Source organism: Acrocarpospora phusangensis (assembly GCF_016862995.1).
Taxonomy (GTDB): domain Bacteria; phylum Actinomycetota; class Actinomycetes; order Streptosporangiales; family Streptosporangiaceae; genus Acrocarpospora; species Acrocarpospora phusangensis.
Genome location: NZ_BOOA01000080.1, coordinates 1 through 17,322, shown reverse-complemented (window position 1 = coordinate 17,322; position 17,322 = coordinate 1). Strand labels below are relative to the sequence as shown.

The following is a 17,322-nucleotide window of genomic DNA, read 5'->3' as shown; positions in this document are numbered from 1 at the left end:
ATCCGACCGATTATCGGGTACAGACCTGTTCCCGAAGTGTGATGGTGATCGCACCCGAAAATACCCGGAGTTCGCGTACGCTCCCGTTCGTGTCACCTGGGGACTATGGGACTAAGGCGGTTCCGACGTACGTCGCGGCTGAGGCCGAGACCACACCGCTACCGAAGATCACGATCCCGGAGCTGCCACCGCCGCCACCATCGGGCAAAGGCCTTGGTGACCTCCCTATGCGGTTGGTGTACCGGACCGTCGCGGGCGTCGTGGTCGTCGGGCTCGTGGGCGTGCTCGCCGCCGCCGTCGTGGCCACCCGGGAGCAGCCCGGCACCCGCCCCGCCGCCGTCGCCGCGACGCCCACCCTTTCGGTCGCCCCGCCGACCCCCACCGCCTCCTCGGGCGGCGCGGTGGTCGCCTCCGCCCCGCCCGCCAGCCCGCCGGCGAGCAGCACGCCGAGCAGCACGCCGACCACGGCGCTGTCCACCGCGCTGACCGACCCCCGGCTGCCCGAACTGCCCGCCGACAAGAAGCTGGCCGCGCTCGCCGGGCGTTCCGCGCCGGTCCGCAGCTCGATCAAGGACGAGCGCTCCGGCGTCCGGGTGCCCCGGTTCGGCGGGGACTGGAGTCTCGCCAAGGCGTCGCCGTTCGCCTCCCGGCAGCTGCTCGGCAAGATCAGGGGTTCGGCCTACCGGGGCATGCTGGTCACCTGCCCGGTCCCGATCGAGGTCCAGGACAGCCTGCGTGACACCGCGTTCCTGGCCGCCCGCTGGACCCTCAACCACCACCCCGCCGGGGCCACGCTGGAGTGGACCGCCTCCCAGCCCATCACCGTGGACGACCGGGACGGCTGGCTGCTCGGCTACCAGGTCAACTACACCATCAAGGGCGAGAAGCGCCGCTCGATGGCGGCGCTCGCGCTGGTGGACGTGCCGGAGAGCAAGCCCGCCCTGGTGTTCATCACGGTGCCGGATGCCCAGAAGAAGCGTTGGCGCGACATAAATACCGTCATGTCCAAGATCAAGGTGCTTTAGACCAGCTCTCAGCTGGGGAGATATAGCGCCATCTGGATATCGGGGGGTTTCCAATGGCGCATCTGATCGCCATCGCGTACGACGACGTCTCCACCGCGACGGAGGTCCGGGACAAGGTCAATCAGCTACGGAAGGAAGGGCTGATCGACATCCGGGACATGGCCATCGTCGAGCGCACCATGAACGGCAAGATCAAGCTCAAGCAGATGATGGGCACCACCGGCGCGGCGACGGCCGGGGGCGCGCTCTGGGGCGGCCTGATCGGGCTCATCTTCTTCATGCCGTTCCTGGGCATGGCCGTCGGCGCGGCCACCGGCGCGGCAGTCGGCGCGATGAGCGACGTGGGGGTGGACGACGCGTTCATGCGGGAACTGGCCGAGGGCCTCAAGCCGGGCGCGGCCGCGCTGTTCCTGCTGATCGACAAGAGCACGCCCGACAAGGTCATCCCGCGCCTCGCGCCGTACGGCGGGCGGATCATCCACACCTCGCTCAGCAAGGAGCAGGAGGACCAGCTCAAGCACGCCGTGGCCGCGGCCCGCGGCTGAGTCGCGGGGGAGACCCGGTGGCCGACCAGCCGCAGGAGCGCAGGGAACCGGACAAGCCCCCGGGCGAGCCCAAGCCCTGGCGCGCCGAGGGTCTCCCCCCGAACAGGTCACGCGGGCCGAAGATCAACTGGTTCCGGTTCGCGCTCACCCTGCTGATCACGTACGCCATGTTCTTCGTGGTCTCGTCGCTCTTCGACGGAAAACCGGTGGAGACCATCTCGTACACGCAGTTCACCAAGCAGGTCGAGGCGGGCAACGTCAAGGACATCTACGCGACCGGCTACTCGATCCAGGGGCATCTGAAGGCCAAGGCCACCGACCCCGACGACCGCAACCGGCCGTACACGCAGTTCGTTACGGAGATGCCGGTCTTCGCCGACCAGGAGAAGATCTTCCAGCAGCTGACCAGCCAGAACGTGACGGTGAAGGCTGAGCCGCTGAGCGACTCGCGGGGCACGTTCTGGAATCTCCTGCTGTCGCTGCTGCCGGTGCTGCTGCTGGCCGCCGTCTGGGTCTGGGTGCTGCGCCGCGGCACCTCCATGATGGGCGGCGGCGGCCTCAGCGCGCTCGGGCGCTCCCGGGCGGCCCAGCCGATCGAGAGCGACAAGGTCAGGGTCACCTTCGCCGACGTGGCCGGCATCGACGAGGTCGAGAACGAGCTCATCGAGATCGTGGACTACCTCAGGGAGCCCTCCAAGTACCGCAAGCTCGGCGCGAAGCTGCCCAAGGGCGTGCTGCTCACCGGGCTGCCGGGGACCGGCAAGACGCTGCTGGCGCGGGCCGTCGCGGGCGAGGCGAGCGTGCCGTTCTTCTCGGCCAGCGCCTCCGAGTTCATCGAGATGATCGTCGGCGTCGGCGCGTCCCGGGTGCGGGAGCTGTTCACCGAGGCCCGCAAGGTCGCGCCGTCCATCGTGTTCATCGACGAGATCGACGCCATCGGCAGGACCAGGGGCGCGGGCGCGCTCGGCGGGCACGACGAACGCGAGCAGACGCTCAACCAGATCCTCACCGAGATGGACGGTTTCACGGCGGGCGAGGGCGTCATCGTCATCGGGGCGACGAACCGGCCGGAGATCCTCGATCCCGCGCTGCTGCGGCCCGGGCGGTTCGACCGCAACATCGTGGTGTCGCCGCCGGACGCGGCGGGCCGTACCGAGATCCTCAAGGTGCACACCCGGAGCGTCCCGCTCGGCGCGGACGTGGACCTGACCAGGCTGGCCAAGAGCACCCCCGGCATGACCGGCGCGGACCTGGCCAACCTCGTCAACGAGGCCGCGCTGCTGGCCGCCAAGCGCGGCAACGCCCGGGTGCACTCCGCCGACCTCGCCGACGCGCTGGAGAAACTCCAGCTCGGCGCGGCGCGCTCCATCGTGATGCCCGAGGACGAACGCGTCCGCACCGCCTACCACGAAGGCGGCCACGCCCTGCTCGGCATGCTCCAGCCGGGCGCCGACCCGGTACGGAAGATCTCCATCATCCCCCGCGGCCGGGCCCTCGGCGTCACCCTGTCCACCCCCGACAACGACCGGTACGCCTACGACGAGAACTACCTGCGCGGCCGCATCGTCGGCGCCCTCGGCGGCATGGCGGCCGAGCAGGTGGTCTTCGGCCTGGTCACCACCGGCGCCGAGAACGACCTGGAGCAGGTCACGGCCATCGCGCGCGGCATGGTGGGCCGCTGGGGCATGTCGCCCAAGATCGGCCCCCTCAACATCCTGCCCCACGACGACCAGCCCCAGGCCGCCGCGGCGACGCTGGCCGAGGTGGACGAGGAGACCCGCAGGATCGTGGAGGAGTGCTACGAGACCGCGCAGCAGGTGATCCGCGACAACCGGGAGAAGCTGGAGAACATCGTGGCGGCCCTGCTGGAGCACGAGACCCTCGACGAGGCCGAGGCGTACGAGGCGGCCGGTCTCCCGCCCAGGATCGACATCCAGCGCCCGCGCTAGGAGCGGGGCACGTACGCGCGGCCCTGGCTGGTGGCGACGGCGTACCGGCTGCCGTGCCGGTCGGCCAGGGTGCCGGTGGTGGCGACCAGCGACGGGCCGACCAGGGCGTCGGTGGTGACGTGCAGCCAGCCCTGCGGCGGGGTCGCGGCCCAGGTGACGCAGAGGTCCAGGGAGACCATGTGCAGGCCGTCCAGGGTGGTCGCGCGGTAGGCGGAGTCCAGCAGGTGGGCGTCGAAGAGGATCACGTCGAGCAGCTGCCGGGAGAGGGGCTCCAGCGGGAGGTCGTGGTCGGCGGGGCGGGCCCAGATCTCCACGTGCGGCGGGCCGTTCTGGAACGTGGCGAGCGAGGTGGGGTAGTCGATGCCGCGTTCGTCGATGTGGCGGAGGAAGGGCGCGTCCGGCCAGAACCAGTCCAGACTGGGGCAGTCGTCCCAGTGCCGCGACGGCGGGGGTGCCTGCGGTTCCACCGCCGCGGGGAACAGTTCGGGCCGCGTGAACCAGGCCTGGACCGCGGCCACCGGTTCGCCCTCCTGGTGGGCGGTCACCCGGCGGGCGGCCATCGAACCGCCGGAGCGCAGCTTCTCCACGTCGAAGTGGAGCGCGCCGGGGCGTACCTGGCCGGTGAAGACGACGTGCAGGGCGCTCAGGACCTGGCCGTCGAGGCCGTCGGCGGCGGCGAGCGCGGCCAGCGAGGCCGTCCAGCCGCCGAACACGACGCCGCGGAAGCTGATGTCGCCGTCCACGTCCGCGCGGCAGGTCTCGCCGTCGCGGGTGAGCTTGACGGGCCCGAATACCGTGTCCCACACGTGCGCCATGCCGGGAATCCTAGTTATGCGGGCTTGCGCCAGAGTTTGCGGGTGGCGAGTACGGCGGCGAGCAGGTAGAACGAGGTGAGCACGCCGCCTTCGCCGACGTACCAGGGGGATTCCTCGGTCGGTGCGGTCATCGCGCCCGCGACGAAGTAGAGCGCGGCGTTGAGGGTGGCGTGCAGGACCAGGACCGGCCAGATGCTTCCCGTCCGTACGCGGAGCCAGACCAGGGGGAAGGCGATCGTCACCGACTGGACCGTGAAACAGGCGATGGCGTAGGGGATCGGGACGCCCGCGTCGATCGCGCCGGGGACGAACAGCATCAACGGGACGTGGAACGACGCCCAGCAGAGGCCGACGATGAGGGCGGTGGCGTCCGTGCTCCGGGTCCGGGAGAGGCGCGGCGTGAGGAAGGAGCTCCAGCCGATCTGCTCGCCGAGGGCCAGGATCACGTACGGCACGATGCCGGGGAGCAGGCCGCGCCCGGCGGCGAGCCAGGCGGCCAGACCGGCCAGCATCGGGGCGAACGCCTGGCTGTAGACGGCCAGCTGCGCGCCGATCGGGGCCTCACTGATCCGGTTGAGGTCGAGACCTTGCGATATGGCGTACGCCAAGGCGGGCAGCACGACGGCGAACACGGTGAGCTGACCGTGCCCGTCGCCGGAGCGGACCTCACCTACCTGGCGCTCGACGCGGTCGTCGGTCTCACGTACCCACTGGTCGGCGCCCTGATCCTGGCGCGCCTGCCCAGGAATCCGGTGGGCTGGCTGTTCTGCCTCGGCGGCGCGGGGCTCACCCTCCAGGCGCTCGCCGGGGGATACGCCGCCTACGGCGACGGGCACGGCTGGCCGGGCGCCGGCTTCGCCGCCTGGTCCACGAACTGGGTGTTCTTCCTCGGGTTCGGCCCGTTGCTGCTGCTGCTCCCGGACGGGCGCCTCCCGTCGCCGCGCTGGCGGCCTGTCCTGCGCCTGCTGATCGCCGCCATGGCGGTGCTCCAGGTTCTGCTGTCGACCTGCTGGCCTCCGGCAAGTCCAAGGCCGACATCGCCAGGATCCTGTTCCTCAGCCTGAAGACCGTAAAGAACCACCTCACCAACGTGTTCGCGAAGCTCCAGGTGGCCGACCGCGCCCAGGCCGTGGTCCGCGCGCGACAGGCCGGTCTCGGAGAGTGATTTGGAGCTTTTGAGGTGTTATGCAGGATTGGTTGAGGGGAGGGCACTGCGGAGACGACGTCCATGGGGGGTTACCGTGAGTCAGTCGATGCAGGACGACCTGTTCGCGCGCCTGGGACCGGGGGGAATCCAGGAGATCGCGGGCATGATCGGAACGGACACCGAATCCGCCAAGAGCGCGGTGCAGGCCTCGGTCTGCACCATCGTGGGCGGTATGGCGCACCAGGCCGAGCACGCGCGAGGGGCGCAGTCCCTGCGTTCGGCGCTGGACCAGCACACCGACAGCGACCCCTTCACCAACGTCACCGACATGGCCGGTACCGACGACGGTGAGAAGATCCTCACGCACCTGTTCGGCGACCGGGGGACCGAGCAGGCGGCGCAGGGCATCTCGCAGTTCATGGGGATCAACCCGAGGGCCGTCTCCCGGGTGATGGCCGCGGTCGCGCCCATGGTCATGACCGTGCTCGCCGGGCGCTTCGCCGGCGGGCGCGGGGAACGCGGCGGCGGGGGGATGGACACCGCCGCCATGGCGCAGGACCTGGATCAGGAGCGGAACAACATCGGCGGCGGGCTCAGGGACCTCCTGCGCAGCACGATGGGCAAGATCTTCGGCGACACTTCGGGCGACCGCACCCGGGAACCCGGCCGGTCCGAGTCCGGGGCCATTCCGATGCCCGGCGGCCGCCCGATCCCCAAGCCCCCGCCCCGCCGCCCGTCCAGCCCGGACCGGTGACCCTCCGGGTTGGACGGGCCGGCCCGGCGGTCAGCGTTCCGCCAGCACGATGACGGAGTCCTGAGCGCCCAGGGTGATCGGCTGAGATTTGTCGGGATTCAGGGTGACGCCGAAGTGGGGCGGGTTGTTGATGCCGGAGGCGAGCCGGTACCCGATGGCGGTCTCGCCCCGGCGGCGGGCCGACTCGATCACGGTGGCGAAGCCGACGGGAGCGCCCGGCTTGATGTAGTCGCCCGCGGGCCTGGGGTAGATCTCCGAACCGCGCGAGTCGAAGAGGTAGCCGAACACGTCGGCCAGGTGCTGGTTCTCCGACAGCTGGGCCAGCAGCAGGCCGATCACGGTGTCGCTGATGACGATGTCGTCGGCCTCGGTCACCTCCGCCAGGGCGCGGTTGCTCTCGTCGTGCATCTCGCTGACGATCGAGTAGCGCTCGCCCAGCGCGGCCTGCATGTCCCGGAGCTGGAGCAGGGTCATCAGCGTGCGGGTGTCGGCGTGGTGCGGGGCGTACCGGTCGTCGGACAGGACGATGACGTGCTGGTAGAGGCCGATGCTGAGGGACTCCAGCGCGTACCGGTCGGTGGTCTCGCAGTCCTTGGTGTTGACGGTGAGGTGGCGCAGGCCCACCAGGCCGGTGCCCGCGTCCGGATGGTCGGCGGCGATGTCGAGGACGGAACCCGGGGCCACGTACCCGTCCAGGTAGCGGACGATCTTGCGGGCCCGGCTGTTCCAGCCCAGCACCAGGGTGCGCTCCGGCTCCAGCGCCGCGCTCGCCGCGGTCACGATGGCGGTCGCGTCCACCTTGGCGCTGCTGGCCGCCAGCCGGATCATCGAGTCGTCCTGGGCGATGACGATGATCTCGTCGGCCGTGCCGATCGGGGTGTCCAGCGGCGGGTTGAGGGTGACCGTGCCGTTCTTGCGCAGGCCGATGACGGTGGCGCCCTTGAAGGCGGCCAGGCTCTCGCCGTACGTGTGACCGGCCAGGGACGGATCGGCGCGCAGGTAGATCTCACCGTCGTCGAAGTTGAGCAGGTCCATGCAGACGACCGACATACCCGACTGCCGGGAGGACTGCACGATCAGGCGCGCGGCGGTGTCGTCGGAGTCGACCAGATGGACCTTCGGCCCGCCCGCCAGCCGGGCCGCCGCCATGTTGGCGGAGTCCGCGATCGCGGCCACCGTCGGCGGGTGCGCGCCCGCGCGTTTGGCCAGCGCGAGCAGGGTCTTGATGACGTGCGCGTCAGGGTCCTCGCCCTGCGGCGACAGCACCACGACCGAACTGGCGTCCTGCAGGTTCAGCAACTCCAGGTCACACGGCTCGGTCGGCCGCCCGGTACGGCACACCAGCCGGGTGCGCCCGGTGTTGCCGAGCCGGGAGCGGATCTCGTCCTCCATGGTCAGCTTGTCGCGGTCCGCGAGGATGGCGATGATCGAGCCGCGTTCGCTGGCGTGGGCCTTCACGAGTTCGGCCACGATGGTGAAGATCTGGTCCGACCAGCCGAGGATGACGGTGTGGCCGGTCTCGATGATCCTCGACCGGCCTTTGCGCAGGTCCTCGATCTTCTCCTTGAGGCCGGCGGAGAGCAGGCTCACCAGGATGCTCACGATGAAGATCCCGCCGAGCGACGCGACGAGCATGAGTCCCAGGTAGGGGGCGGTGCCGCCGTCACTGGCGATCTTTCCGGGACTGAGGGTCCGCATGAGCGCCGCCCACATGGCGCCGGGGAAGCCGTCCTTGACCTCCGCCGGGGTGAGCCACAGCGCGAACACGCTCACGAAAAGGATCAACACCGCGGAGACGAGCGCCAGCCATCCGATCAGCGCCCCTGTCCCCTTGGACATGGTGTTGTCGAACCAGTACCGGACGCGCTCCCGAACCGTCGCGCTTGCCACCAAACCCCCTCAAGATCGTGGATTAACAAGCGCCCAAGTTACCGCCCAGTCCGCCCATCTCAACCCACAACAACCGAAGAACTGAAATATCCAGTCAAGTTGGGGTGTGGATGGTGGCGGGTGCCTGGTGCTGTGCGCGGACCCCTTCGTCGGCCGACGGCGGTGGGCGCTGCGCGGACGCACCCAGACTGAAGGGGGCCTGCCTGCCCCGGTCTATTGGGTCGGATGCCGAGGCGGGGGCATCTAAGCTTGGGCAGCGTGACTGAGATCGTGCTGGCCTCCGCGTCCCCGGCTCGGCTGGGTGTGCTGCGTGACGCGGGACTCGACCCCAAGGTGATCGTCAGCGGTGTGGACGAGGACGCGATCACCGCGGCCACGCCAGCCGCCCTCTGCCTGGCGCTGGCCCAGGCGAAGGCCGAGGTCGTCGCCGCGAGCCTGTCCGGGGACAATCTCGTCATCGGGTGCGACTCGGTGCTGGAACTCGACGGCGTGGCGTACGGGAAGCCGGATTCCGCGGAGGAGGCGACGGCTCGCTGGGTCGCCATGCGGGGTCGGTCCGGGCATCTGCTGACGGGGCATTGTGTGATCGACACGGCCGGAGGCCGTAGCGTGTCGGCGGTTTGCTCGACGGAGGTTCGGTTCGGCACGCCCAGCGACGCCGAGATCGCCGCCTACGTGGCCAGTGGGGAGCCCATGAAAGTCGCGGGCGCCTTCACCCTCGACGGCTTCGGCGGCTGGTTCGTCGAAGGCATCTCCGGCGACCACGGCAACGTGCTGGGCATCTCCCTGCCCCTTCTCCGCCGGCTCTTCGCCGAGCTGGGTTTCTCCGTCACGTCTCTCTGGCAGCGCCCGGCCTCCTGACTCTGGATCAGCCGTCGCGGCGGGAGAATGGACACGCTAGCCTGCCGGGCATGAGCGGCATAGGGCAACCGGTTCGGCGAAATGTGGGCGGATTCGCGGAGGGCGTCGGCTTCTTCGTGAAAGGGCTGGGCTGGGTGGCCCGGCACCCCCGCTGGTGGTTATTCGGCCTCATTCCCGCCCTGATCGCATTCGTCCTGTACGCGGCCGCGTTGGTCTGGCTCGCCATGAACGCCGGCGACGTCGCCGCCTGGGTGACGCCGTTCGCGGACGACTGGGGGTGGCGGGGACTCTTCCGTACCCTTGTCGGAATCGTGATTTTCATCGCCGGGCTGTTCCTGTCGCTCATCACGTACACCGCCGTGACGCTCGCCATCGGCGAACCGTTCTACGAGAAACTCTCGGAGAAGGTCGAAGAGGAATTCGGTCCGGTGCCCGGGGGCGACCAGCCGTTCTGGAGTTCGCTCTTCCGCTCGATCAAAGACAGCCTGATGACGCTCGTCTATGTCCTCATGCTCACGATTCCGCTGTTCATCCTCGGTTTCATCCCCTTCATCGGGCAGACCATCGTCCCCGTCCTCGGCGCGCTCGTCTCCGGCTTCTTCCTCACCGTGGAACTCACCGCCCTCGCCATGGAACGCCGCGGCCTCCGCCGCAAGGACCGTTTCGCCATCCTCCGAAGCAACAAGGGCAGCGCCCTCGGCTTCGGCGTCGTCATCTTCCTCACCTTCCTCATCCCCTTCGTCGCCATCATCGCCATGCCCGGCGCGGTAGCCGGCGCCACCCTCCTGGTCCGAACCCGCCTCACACCGCCGCCCTTGATGCGCTGACTTCCGCCCGCCTGCCTTCCCCGATGCGGAATCAGGTACTGGCGGAGATGGGCGGCACGTTCCGATTCGGTAGGGATCCTTCGATGGGACGAAGAGCGCCGATCCGTGTCGCGGCTTCGTAGTGATCATGCACAGAGCCGTCGCGTGTCATCGGCGTTTCACCAGATCGGGACCTTCTTCCGGGAGTCGACCATCGCGTCGACGATGCCGTAGGCGACGGCCTCGTTCGCGTTGAGGATCTTGTCCCGCTCGATGTCACGCCGGACCGACTCCTCGCTCCGCCCGGTGTGCTTGGCGAGCAGCGTTTCCGTGAGCGCCCTCGCTCGCAGGATCTCCCGAGCGTGGATCTCCAGGTCGCTGAACTGTCCCTGTCCCTCGCTGGAGGGCTGGTGAATCAGCACGCGTGAGTGCGGCAGGGCCAGCCGTTTGCCAGGGGTTCCGGCCGCCAGCAGGACGGCCGCGGCGGAGGCGGCCTGACCCATGCAGACGGTCTCCACGTCCGCGGCGACGTGCTGCATGGTGTCGTAGATCGACATCATCGCGGTGAACATGCCGCCAGGGGAGTTGATGTAGAGCGAAATGTCCTGCTCGGGGTTGTCGTAGTCGAGGTAGAGCATCTGCGCCATCACGTCGTTGGCGCTGGTGTCGTCGATCGGGGTGCCGAGAAAGATGATCCTTCCTGCCAGGAGCTTGGAGTAGGGATCCATCACGATCGTGCCGTGGCTGGTCCTTTCGACGACCTCCGGCAGGACATGGCGGCTGTCAGGGCGGATCATGGGGGATTCTCCGTTCTGTACAGAATGTATAGGACGTACATTACATGCAGACTGCTATGGTGGAGCCATGGCGGAAGAGATCCCTGTCACGCAAGCTCGTGCCGTCTTCGCCGAGCTGGTGAACCGCGTCGTGTACGGCGGGGAGCGCATCGTGATGACCCGGCACGGGAAGCCCCTCGTGGCGCTGGTCTCGGCTGCCGACCTCGAACGCCTTCAGGCCCAGGAGGACACGGCACAGCAGGCCCCAGCGACGATCATCCGTCTGGGAACCGCGACCTACCACGGTGTGGAGTCCCACCCGGCCGAACCCCGTCGCATCGGCATCGCCGCAGAGCACCGGCCGTCGGGGAAGCCCGACAAACCAGCGCCTTAAAGCGCAACAGAATGACCCGAAGCGTCGGCCTCTCGCTGATCCGATGGCGTTAATACAGGTGACGCTGCTACCACACCGGTGCCAAGCGTGGCCGACTTCATTCTGTTAGGGGTGCCCCGCGGCGTCGGCCTCTTGCCGATATTCGACGGCGTTAACTTGGTGACGCTTCGCGCCGCGCCAGCCCCAAGAGCGACCGACTTCATTTCTGTTGGGGGTTCTTAGGACGTGACGTCTCCCGGGTTTGCGGCTTTCGGGCATGCCTGCAAGCTGGCCGACCCACCGGCGAGTTGGCTGACCCCTAGCCGTGGGCATCGAGGAAATCGCCGACTTGCCGCTGTAGTTTCCGCAGGTCGCTTATCGCCTTGGCCAGTTGCCGGGACCAGTGGGCGGCTTGTTCCGGCGACGCTTCCTTTTCGAAGCCTTCGGTGGCGGCGAGCAGTGCGGGGACGTCGGTCAGCGTCGCCACGAAATCGTCCAGAATCCGGGCGGGTTGGGCTTTCGGCGTCACCGGCGGCTTCGGGGGACGCGAAGCAGGTGGGGACGGTGGTGGCAGTTGGGGAGACGAGGTCGAGCGTGATCCCGGCACGGGGGAGGTCTGGTGCGGGGAAGTCGATGCGCGGAGCCCGCTGAGTTGCCCCAGGCGATTTGATTCGTCCGGACCCGTCGGGATGGGGGCGGTCGGCAGCGGATGGGCGGGACGATGATCCTGCTGACGGGGAATGTGCGTGATCGCCAGCGTTCCCATGACATGCGCGGCGTCGATCTGACGGTTGACGTGGTTCTTCGTGAAACCCCACCGTTCGCGGCAGTAGTCCTCGAAACGCGGATGAGTCACCCGATGAAGCCGGCCATCCCGAATCCTCGACAGCGCATGCCCAACATCGACAAAGGTCGTGAGCCCCCGCTCAATCGCACTCTCCGCCTCCGCCAGCGCATCCGCCTCGTCCACGCTCAGCTCATCCGGCTCTGCCCGTACGACCGGTGCCACCGGCCCATCAGCCAGCAGCTTGAGAATCTGCCCATGGCAGGGCCCATGAGTGCACCAACACGCCAGCGCCATCCCACGAAGCTCACCGAGCCGCGCCATCAGATCCGGCCGCCCATTCAGATGCGCTTCATAACGCCGCATCTGCTCGCCCCTGAGAACATCGTCCTTCTCATGAGGATTGCCCCACACACTACGAGAGTCGATCCGCACATAAAGGCACTGAGACCGCGCCCAATTGATCAGCCGCGGATGCCCCCGCCGCTGATTCATGCTCACCACAACGGTCTCGCCCCCGAGCAAGGCACCCAACCTGGACCGCTCATGATCGGTCCAGTCCTCAACGGACGGGGGAGCCACGGATCGCCTCTCGCGCATGCCCATAAACAGTGCTCTGCCCCCTACCCGAACCCACCCCAACGCGCGGACCCCTTTACTGCATCATGATCTTCGCTCTCCGCGAACACCCATCCCCCACCCATACCAAACAAGCACCAATGACACCCTCACAAATGCCAACCACCAACGTCAGCGACCACCACTACAGGGAATGAAAACACCCAAAAGACATATCCATCCCGGACCTGGCGCTACGGCCGCAGGCCCTCTTGGCGCCGGTACGGCGAGAAGCGATCACCTGCGTTAGCGGCGCCGGATAACGGCGAGAAGCGGCGACCTTCATTGACGCCGTTGGTCAACTGAGGGTGTGGGCCAGCGGGTGGGACTGCTCGTGGCGCCGATGGTGCTGCGACGGATAGCGCGCCGGAAGTCGGGTTCGGTGCTGGCTGAGTGGGACTCCGTGACCCCAGTTATCCACAGCGACCCCTTGATGCCCAGAGGGACGAGCTGCGACCTGCGGCGTTGTGAAATCACAAACGCACAATTAGAACAGGTTCTATTCGATCGTCCACAGAACAGGGTTCGAGCTCTGAGGGCAGAAGAACGCCCGGAAGAGTTCGGGCATGAGTTCAGCCACCCCGAGACTCCGATTGTCGTCGCCGACCGACATCCTGACCGCAGTGCCCTTCCTGATCGGCTTCCACCCCGAACACAGCCTGGTCGTGATCGGTTTCATCGGGCAGGTAGTACGCGTGAGCACCCGCTGGGACCTCCCCATCGAACAAGGCTCCCTGGACGGACTCCTCCCCCTCCTCAAACGCGAACAAGTCACCATGGCCGTCCTGATCGGCTACGGTCCAGGCTCCCTCGTCACCACCGGCGTAGACGAAGCCACCCGCCTACTCCGCTCAGCCGGCATAGAAATCACCGAATCCCTCCGCGCCTCCGACAACAGATACTGGTCGTACCTCTGCCAGCGCATAGCCTGCTGTCCGCCCGAGGGCACCCCCTACGACCCGAAAGCCAGCCCGATAGCAGCCGAAGCCGTGGTCAACGGCCTGGTCGCCCTTCCCAACCGCCGCAGCCTCGAACGCTCAGTCGCCCCCTGCCACGGCGTCGCCCGCCTCTCCATGAACCGCGCGACCACCCGAGCCATCACCTCCATCCGAACCGCCCTCGCCAAAGGAAGACCCGCGGACCTGGTAGCCGACGGCATAGCCCGAGTCCGAACCGCCATCGACGTCTACGCCCGCGGCGACCGCCTCACCGACGACGAAATCGCCCGCCTGGGCCTGGACCTCTCCATAATCCGCGTACGCGACGAGGCTTGGACCCTCATCGACGACCGAGACGCCCACCTCACCCTCTGGCGCGACGTCACCCAACGCCTCCACCCCCGCCACGCCGCCCCCGCGGCCTCCCTCCTCGCCGCCACCGCCTGGCGCAACGGCGACTGCGCCCTCGCCACCCTCGCCCTCGACCGAGCCCTCACCGCCGACCCCCGCTACACGATGGCCGTCCTCCTCTCCCGCGCCATCCGCAACCTGCTCCCCCCAAACGTCCTCCGCGACCGCATGCCCACCCCCGAAGACCTGGACCGAGAAATGGGCACCCCCACCACCAAATGGCTAACCCCCCTCCTAACCCTCCTAGAAGACCCACCCGCCCTAGCCAGCTAACCTCCCCACTCTCCAACCAATCCGCTCCAACCAATCCGCTCCAACCAATCCGCTCCAACCAATCCGCTCCAACCAATCCGCTCCGGCCAATCCGCTCCAACCAATCCGCTCCGGCCAATCCGCTCCGGCCAATCCGCTCTGGTCAATCCGCTTCCGGCCAATCCGCTTCCGGCCAAGTTGCAAGGCCGATCAGGGGGTGGCGCGTCGCTGCTTACGGGATCTGCTGCGTTATCGCTCAATGTGCTTGCAATAGGTCATCCGGTGCCCACCCAGCGATCCGGTAGCACGACCTGGCCGGTCACGCTCTCGCACCCGCGTGGTTGGGTGCTCAACCAGTCTGGTCAGGCTTCGGGCCTCGTCCGGAAGACGGCACGTCACTGCCTACGAGATTCGGTGCGTGGCGCTCGATGCGCTTGGATCTGGTTGTCCGGGCTGGTCCGCTCTAGCGGGCGGGTGGCACGAACTGGCCAGTCGCGGTACTTGCCCGGCTATCTCGGACACTCAATCAGCTCTGATTGGACCTCATCCGGCTTGATAGGGCATTTGTTGGGCTGTCCGGCCGAAAGCGGCGTTGTTGACGAGGATGTCGAACGTGTCCCGCCCCCAGACGTCGCGCAGGACCTCGGCGACGGAGTCGCGGAAGGCGGGGAACGTCTCGGACCTGCCGACGTCGAGGGGCAGCACCACGGCCCGCCCGCCCTCCTTCTCGATCGTGTCGAGCGCGCCGGACTCGTTGTCGTTGTAGGTGAGGATCACGCCGTTCCCGCGCTTGGCGATCTGGACGGCGGCGCTCTGGCCGATGTAGGCGATCGATATTCGCCAGACACGGTGGAGCATTCCGACGACCGCCCGCGGCGCACACGCGACTGGCGACTGGCGAGTGGCGAGCGGCGAGTGGCCAGTGGCGATCGGTGAGTGGCGAGCGGTGAGTGGCCAGCGGTGAGTGGCCAGCGGTGAGCGGCCAGCGGTGAGCGGTGAGCGGTGAGCGGTGAGCGGTGAGCGGTTATTCGGGTTGGGGGTTTGTGGGGTGGTCGGGTTGGGGGGTTGTGGCGAGGTGGGCGGCGCGGGAGGTGAGGTAGTCGCGTTCGGGGATGTTGGTGGTGCGGGTTGCGGCGAGGCGGTAGTCCTCGATGGCGCCGGGGATGTCGCCGGACATTTCTCGTAGGTGGGCGCGGGCGGTGTGGAAGCGGTGGTGGCCGGTCAGGCGTCCGTCGGCGTCGAGTGTTTTGAGCATGTCGAGGCCGGTCGTGGGGCCGTGCGCCATGGCGGCGGCGACGGCGCGGTTGAGGGAGACCATGGGGTTGTCGGACATGTGTTCGAGTAAGCCGTACAGGGCGAGGATTTGGGGCCAGTCGGTTTGGTCGGGGGTGGCGGCTTCGTCGTGGAGGGCTGCGATGGCTGCTTGGAGTTGGTATGGGCCGACTGCGCCCTTGGCGAGGGTGGCGGTGATGAGGTCGACGCCTTCGGTGATGGCTTGGCTGTCCCATTTGGTGCGGTCCTGGTCGGCCAGCGGGATGGGAGTGCCGTGGGGGCCGGTGCGGGCGGAGCGGCGGGCGTCGGTGAGGAGCATGAGCGCGAGCAGGCCGGCCACCTCGGGCTCATCCGGGAGCAGTACGCGCAGCATCCTGGTGAGCCGGATCGCTTCGCGGGAGAGTTCGACGTCGTGCAGGTCAGGGCCGGTGCTGCTGGTGTAGCCCTCGTTGAAGGTGAGGTAGAGGACGTGCAACACGGAGTTGAGCCGCCGGGCTCGTTCGTCGGGGGCGGGCATGCCGAACGGCACTCCCGACGCTTTGATACGGCCCTTCGCCCGGCTGATGCGCTGCGCCATCGTGGCTTCGGGAACGAGGAACGCTTTGGCGATCTGGGCAGTGGTCAGGCCGCCCACCGACCGAAGTGTCAGGGCGATCGCGGAGGCCGGCGTCAGCGCGGGATGACAGCACAGGAACAGCATGGACAGCGTGTCGTCCTCGTCCGACGCGTAGGCGTCGTCCGCCCCTGGAGCTGCCCACTCTTCGGGTGCCTTGCGCGCGGCCACGAGCTCTTCCCGGCGTCGCCGAGCCTGCTCGTTACGCACCTGCTCGGTCATCCGCCGAAACGCCACCTGGATGAGCCACCCACGCGGATTCCCCGGCACCCCCTCCACCGGCCACTGCGCCGCCGCGTCCACCAACGCCTCCTGGACGGCATCCTCGGCGGTGTCGAAGTCCCCCGTACGCCGCGTGAGCACACCGACGACCTGCGGCGCGAGCTCACGCAACAGGCCGTCAACGGTCGAACTGTCCAGCGCTCACAACTCCCCGACTCCAACCCCGGAACCGACTCCACATGACAGACCCAGCGCCGCCGGTCCCGGGAACGGCTTCACAACTGCCATCTCCAGAAATATCAGCTTTCGGGGCAAACAAGGGGGCGGAGTAGTTCCGCAGAACTCGCAGCATCGACCGCCGCGATGCGCCTGTCGTCCAGGTCGGCGGGGGCGGGCAGGTCGGGGAGGGAAATGCAGCCAGCCCGCCACGAGGGCCGCCTGCTGGCCAGCCATACGGGGCTGGTAGACCCTCCGGCCGGAGGGTTCCGAACCGGAGGGCAGGGGGTTAGGGCATCTGATGGGATGGCTCCAGGTGTCGGCCTCTCGCCGTTGCGGGCTTGTGTATGGTCAGGCGGCTAGCTATGCACGAGGTCGTTACAGTTCTTCGGGGGCGCCGGACATTACCTGGCGTACCTCGATGGGCATGTTCAGGGGCTTGCCGCCGGGGCCGGGGGCGGCTGAGACGAAGGCGGCGATTTCGAAGGCGCGGTCCTGGGATTCGCAGTCGACGATCCAGTAGCCGACGAGGAACTCCTTCGTCTCTGGGTAAGGACCGTCGGTGACGACGGGGGTGCCGCTGTCGCTGGCCCGAACCGTCCTCGCCAGGTCGGGCATCGCGAGTCCCTGGGCCTCCACAAGCTCGCCCGCCTCGGTGAGCTTCTCGTTCGCGTGGCGCATGAAGTCGATGTGGGCCGCGACCTCTTCCGGTGCCCAGGTCATGATCGGCGGAAATTCGGCAAGCTGTCCGAACTGCATCAGCAGCATGTACTTCATGGGTGACTCCTCTGGTGTTCGCGCCTTCGTCGGCGCTCTCACCCATAAGTCGAAGCACCGCTTCGCGTCCTCTACATCCTTCCGCCCTACGACCGAGAAGATTTCACAGAAATCGACCCGCGCTCCTGTCTACGCGCGAGAGGGCGCGGCGGTCTACGCGCGGGAGGGCGCGGCGGTCTATGCGTGAGAGGGCGCGTCGCGGGTCGTCCTACGGTTGCGAGGACGCGACGTGGGCCCGACTGCCCTACGTGACACGGACCGATCGTCCTTCGTTCGAG

Annotated in this window: 18 protein-coding genes; 10 read left to right on the top strand and 8 right to left on the bottom strand. The window is 68.0% G+C overall.

Annotated features, from left to right (window positions below; translation table 11 throughout):
• The first annotated feature begins 227 nt into the window (after positions 1-227).
• Genes Aph01nite_RS33340 through ftsH form a run of 3 tightly spaced genes read left to right on the top strand, consistent with a single transcriptional unit; the run spans position 228 to position 3,519 of the window.
• On the top strand, positions 228-1,025 hold the full coding sequence (locus tag Aph01nite_RS33340) for a hypothetical protein (RefSeq protein WP_204045025.1): 798 nt from the start codon (positions 228-230) through the stop codon (positions 1,023-1,025).
• A 53-nt stretch (positions 1,026-1,078) separates the two neighbouring features.
• Positions 1,079-1,570, top strand: a complete 492-nt coding sequence (locus Aph01nite_RS33335) for a DUF1269 domain-containing protein (RefSeq protein WP_204045024.1) — start codon at positions 1,079-1,081, stop codon at positions 1,568-1,570.
• 17 nt (positions 1,571-1,587) lie between these two features.
• Positions 1,588-3,519: an ATP-dependent zinc metalloprotease FtsH gene (gene ftsH / locus Aph01nite_RS33330; RefSeq protein WP_204045023.1), complete on the top strand. Its 1,932-nt coding sequence runs from the start codon at positions 1,588-1,590 to the stop codon at positions 3,517-3,519.
• Here ftsH and Aph01nite_RS33325 read toward each other — a convergent pair.
• Both Aph01nite_RS33325 and Aph01nite_RS33320 read right to left on the bottom strand, forming a co-directional pair.
• Positions 3,516-4,334 carry an acyl-CoA thioesterase gene (locus Aph01nite_RS33325; RefSeq protein ID WP_204045022.1) on the bottom strand — a complete coding sequence of 273 codons (819 nt, stop codon included), beginning with the start codon at positions 4,332-4,334 and terminating at the stop codon, positions 3,516-3,518. The genes ftsH and Aph01nite_RS33325 overlap by 4 nt on opposite strands.
• 14 nt (positions 4,335-4,348) lie before the next feature.
• The gene (locus Aph01nite_RS33320) at positions 4,349-4,966 is read right to left on the bottom strand and encodes a CPBP family intramembrane glutamic endopeptidase (protein ID WP_204045021.1); all 618 of its coding nucleotides are present in this window, start codon (positions 4,964-4,966) and stop codon (positions 4,349-4,351) included.
• Positions 4,967-4,978: 12 nt separating this feature from the next.
• Here Aph01nite_RS33320 and Aph01nite_RS33315 point away from each other — a divergent pair, with 12 nt between their 5' ends.
• The 3 genes from Aph01nite_RS33315 (at position 4,979) to Aph01nite_RS33305 (ending at position 6,235) form a co-directional block, all read left to right on the top strand.
• Positions 4,979-5,398, top strand: coding sequence for a hypothetical protein (locus Aph01nite_RS33315; protein WP_204045020.1), 420 nt, complete (start codon positions 4,979-4,981; stop codon positions 5,396-5,398).
• Positions 5,341-5,499: a response regulator transcription factor gene (locus Aph01nite_RS33310; protein ID WP_307836815.1), complete on the top strand. Its 159-nt coding sequence runs from the start codon at positions 5,341-5,343 to the stop codon at positions 5,497-5,499. Before Aph01nite_RS33315 ends, Aph01nite_RS33310 begins: the two co-directional genes overlap by 58 nt.
• Positions 5,500-5,575: 76 nt before the next feature.
• The gene (locus tag Aph01nite_RS33305) at positions 5,576-6,235 is read left to right on the top strand and encodes a DUF937 domain-containing protein (protein WP_204045019.1); all 660 of its coding nucleotides are present in this window, start codon (positions 5,576-5,578) and stop codon (positions 6,233-6,235) included.
• Between the two features lie 30 nt (positions 6,236-6,265).
• On the opposite strand, the gene Aph01nite_RS33300 is transcribed toward Aph01nite_RS33305, so the two are convergent.
• Positions 6,266-8,125, bottom strand: a complete 1,860-nt coding sequence (locus tag Aph01nite_RS33300; protein WP_204045018.1) for a CASTOR/POLLUX-related putative ion channel — start codon at positions 8,123-8,125, stop codon at positions 6,266-6,268.
• 258 nt (positions 8,126-8,383) lie between these two features.
• Between Aph01nite_RS33300 and Aph01nite_RS33295 the strand changes: the two genes are divergently transcribed.
• Both Aph01nite_RS33295 and Aph01nite_RS33290 read left to right on the top strand, forming a co-directional pair.
• Positions 8,384-8,986, top strand: coding sequence for a Maf family protein (locus tag Aph01nite_RS33295; protein WP_239162171.1), 603 nt, complete (start codon positions 8,384-8,386; stop codon positions 8,984-8,986).
• Positions 8,987-9,036: 50 nt separating this feature from the next.
• Positions 9,037-9,813: an EI24 domain-containing protein gene (locus tag Aph01nite_RS33290; RefSeq protein ID WP_204045016.1), complete on the top strand. Its 777-nt coding sequence runs from the start codon at positions 9,037-9,039 to the stop codon at positions 9,811-9,813.
• 158 nt (positions 9,814-9,971) lie between these two features.
• Here Aph01nite_RS33290 and Aph01nite_RS33285 read toward each other — a convergent pair whose 3' ends face one another.
• Entirely contained in the window at positions 9,972-10,589 is a 618-nt protein-coding gene (locus Aph01nite_RS33285) for an ATP-dependent Clp protease proteolytic subunit (protein WP_204045015.1), read from the bottom strand.
• 67 nt (positions 10,590-10,656) lie between these two features.
• Between Aph01nite_RS33285 and Aph01nite_RS33280 the strand changes: the two genes are divergently transcribed.
• The gene (locus tag Aph01nite_RS33280; RefSeq protein WP_204045014.1) at positions 10,657-10,962 is read left to right on the top strand and encodes a type II toxin-antitoxin system Phd/YefM family antitoxin; all 306 of its coding nucleotides are present in this window, start codon (positions 10,657-10,659) and stop codon (positions 10,960-10,962) included.
• Between the two features lie 298 nt (positions 10,963-11,260).
• On the opposite strand, the gene Aph01nite_RS33275 is transcribed toward Aph01nite_RS33280, so the two are convergent.
• Complete coding sequence (locus Aph01nite_RS33275) at positions 11,261-12,220, bottom strand: DUF4326 domain-containing protein (RefSeq protein ID WP_275419322.1); 960 nt, start codon at positions 12,218-12,220, stop codon at positions 11,261-11,263.
• 689 nt (positions 12,221-12,909) lie between these two features.
• On the opposite strand from Aph01nite_RS33275, the gene Aph01nite_RS33270 reads away from it, so the two are divergent.
• A complete protein-coding gene (locus Aph01nite_RS33270; RefSeq protein WP_204045012.1) occupies positions 12,910-13,965 on the top strand; it encodes a DUF4192 domain-containing protein in 1,056 nt (351 codons plus the stop codon).
• Positions 13,966-14,487: 522 nt separating this feature from the next.
• On the opposite strand, the gene Aph01nite_RS33265 is transcribed toward Aph01nite_RS33270, so the two are convergent.
• The 3 genes from Aph01nite_RS33265 to Aph01nite_RS33255 form a co-directional block, all read right to left on the bottom strand.
• Complete coding sequence (locus Aph01nite_RS33265) at positions 14,488-14,802, bottom strand: SDR family oxidoreductase (RefSeq protein ID WP_204045011.1); 315 nt, start codon at positions 14,800-14,802, stop codon at positions 14,488-14,490.
• Positions 14,803-14,968: 166 nt separating this feature from the next.
• Positions 14,969-16,222 (bottom strand): RNA polymerase sigma factor, encoded by a 1,254-nt coding sequence (locus tag Aph01nite_RS33260; RefSeq protein ID WP_239162170.1) that lies wholly within the window; start codon positions 16,220-16,222, stop codon positions 14,969-14,971.
• 423 nt (positions 16,223-16,645) lie between these two features.
• Positions 16,646-17,044, bottom strand: coding sequence for a YciI family protein (locus tag Aph01nite_RS33255; RefSeq protein ID WP_204045010.1), 399 nt, complete (start codon positions 17,042-17,044; stop codon positions 16,646-16,648).
• Positions 17,045-17,322: the final 278 nt, after the last annotated feature.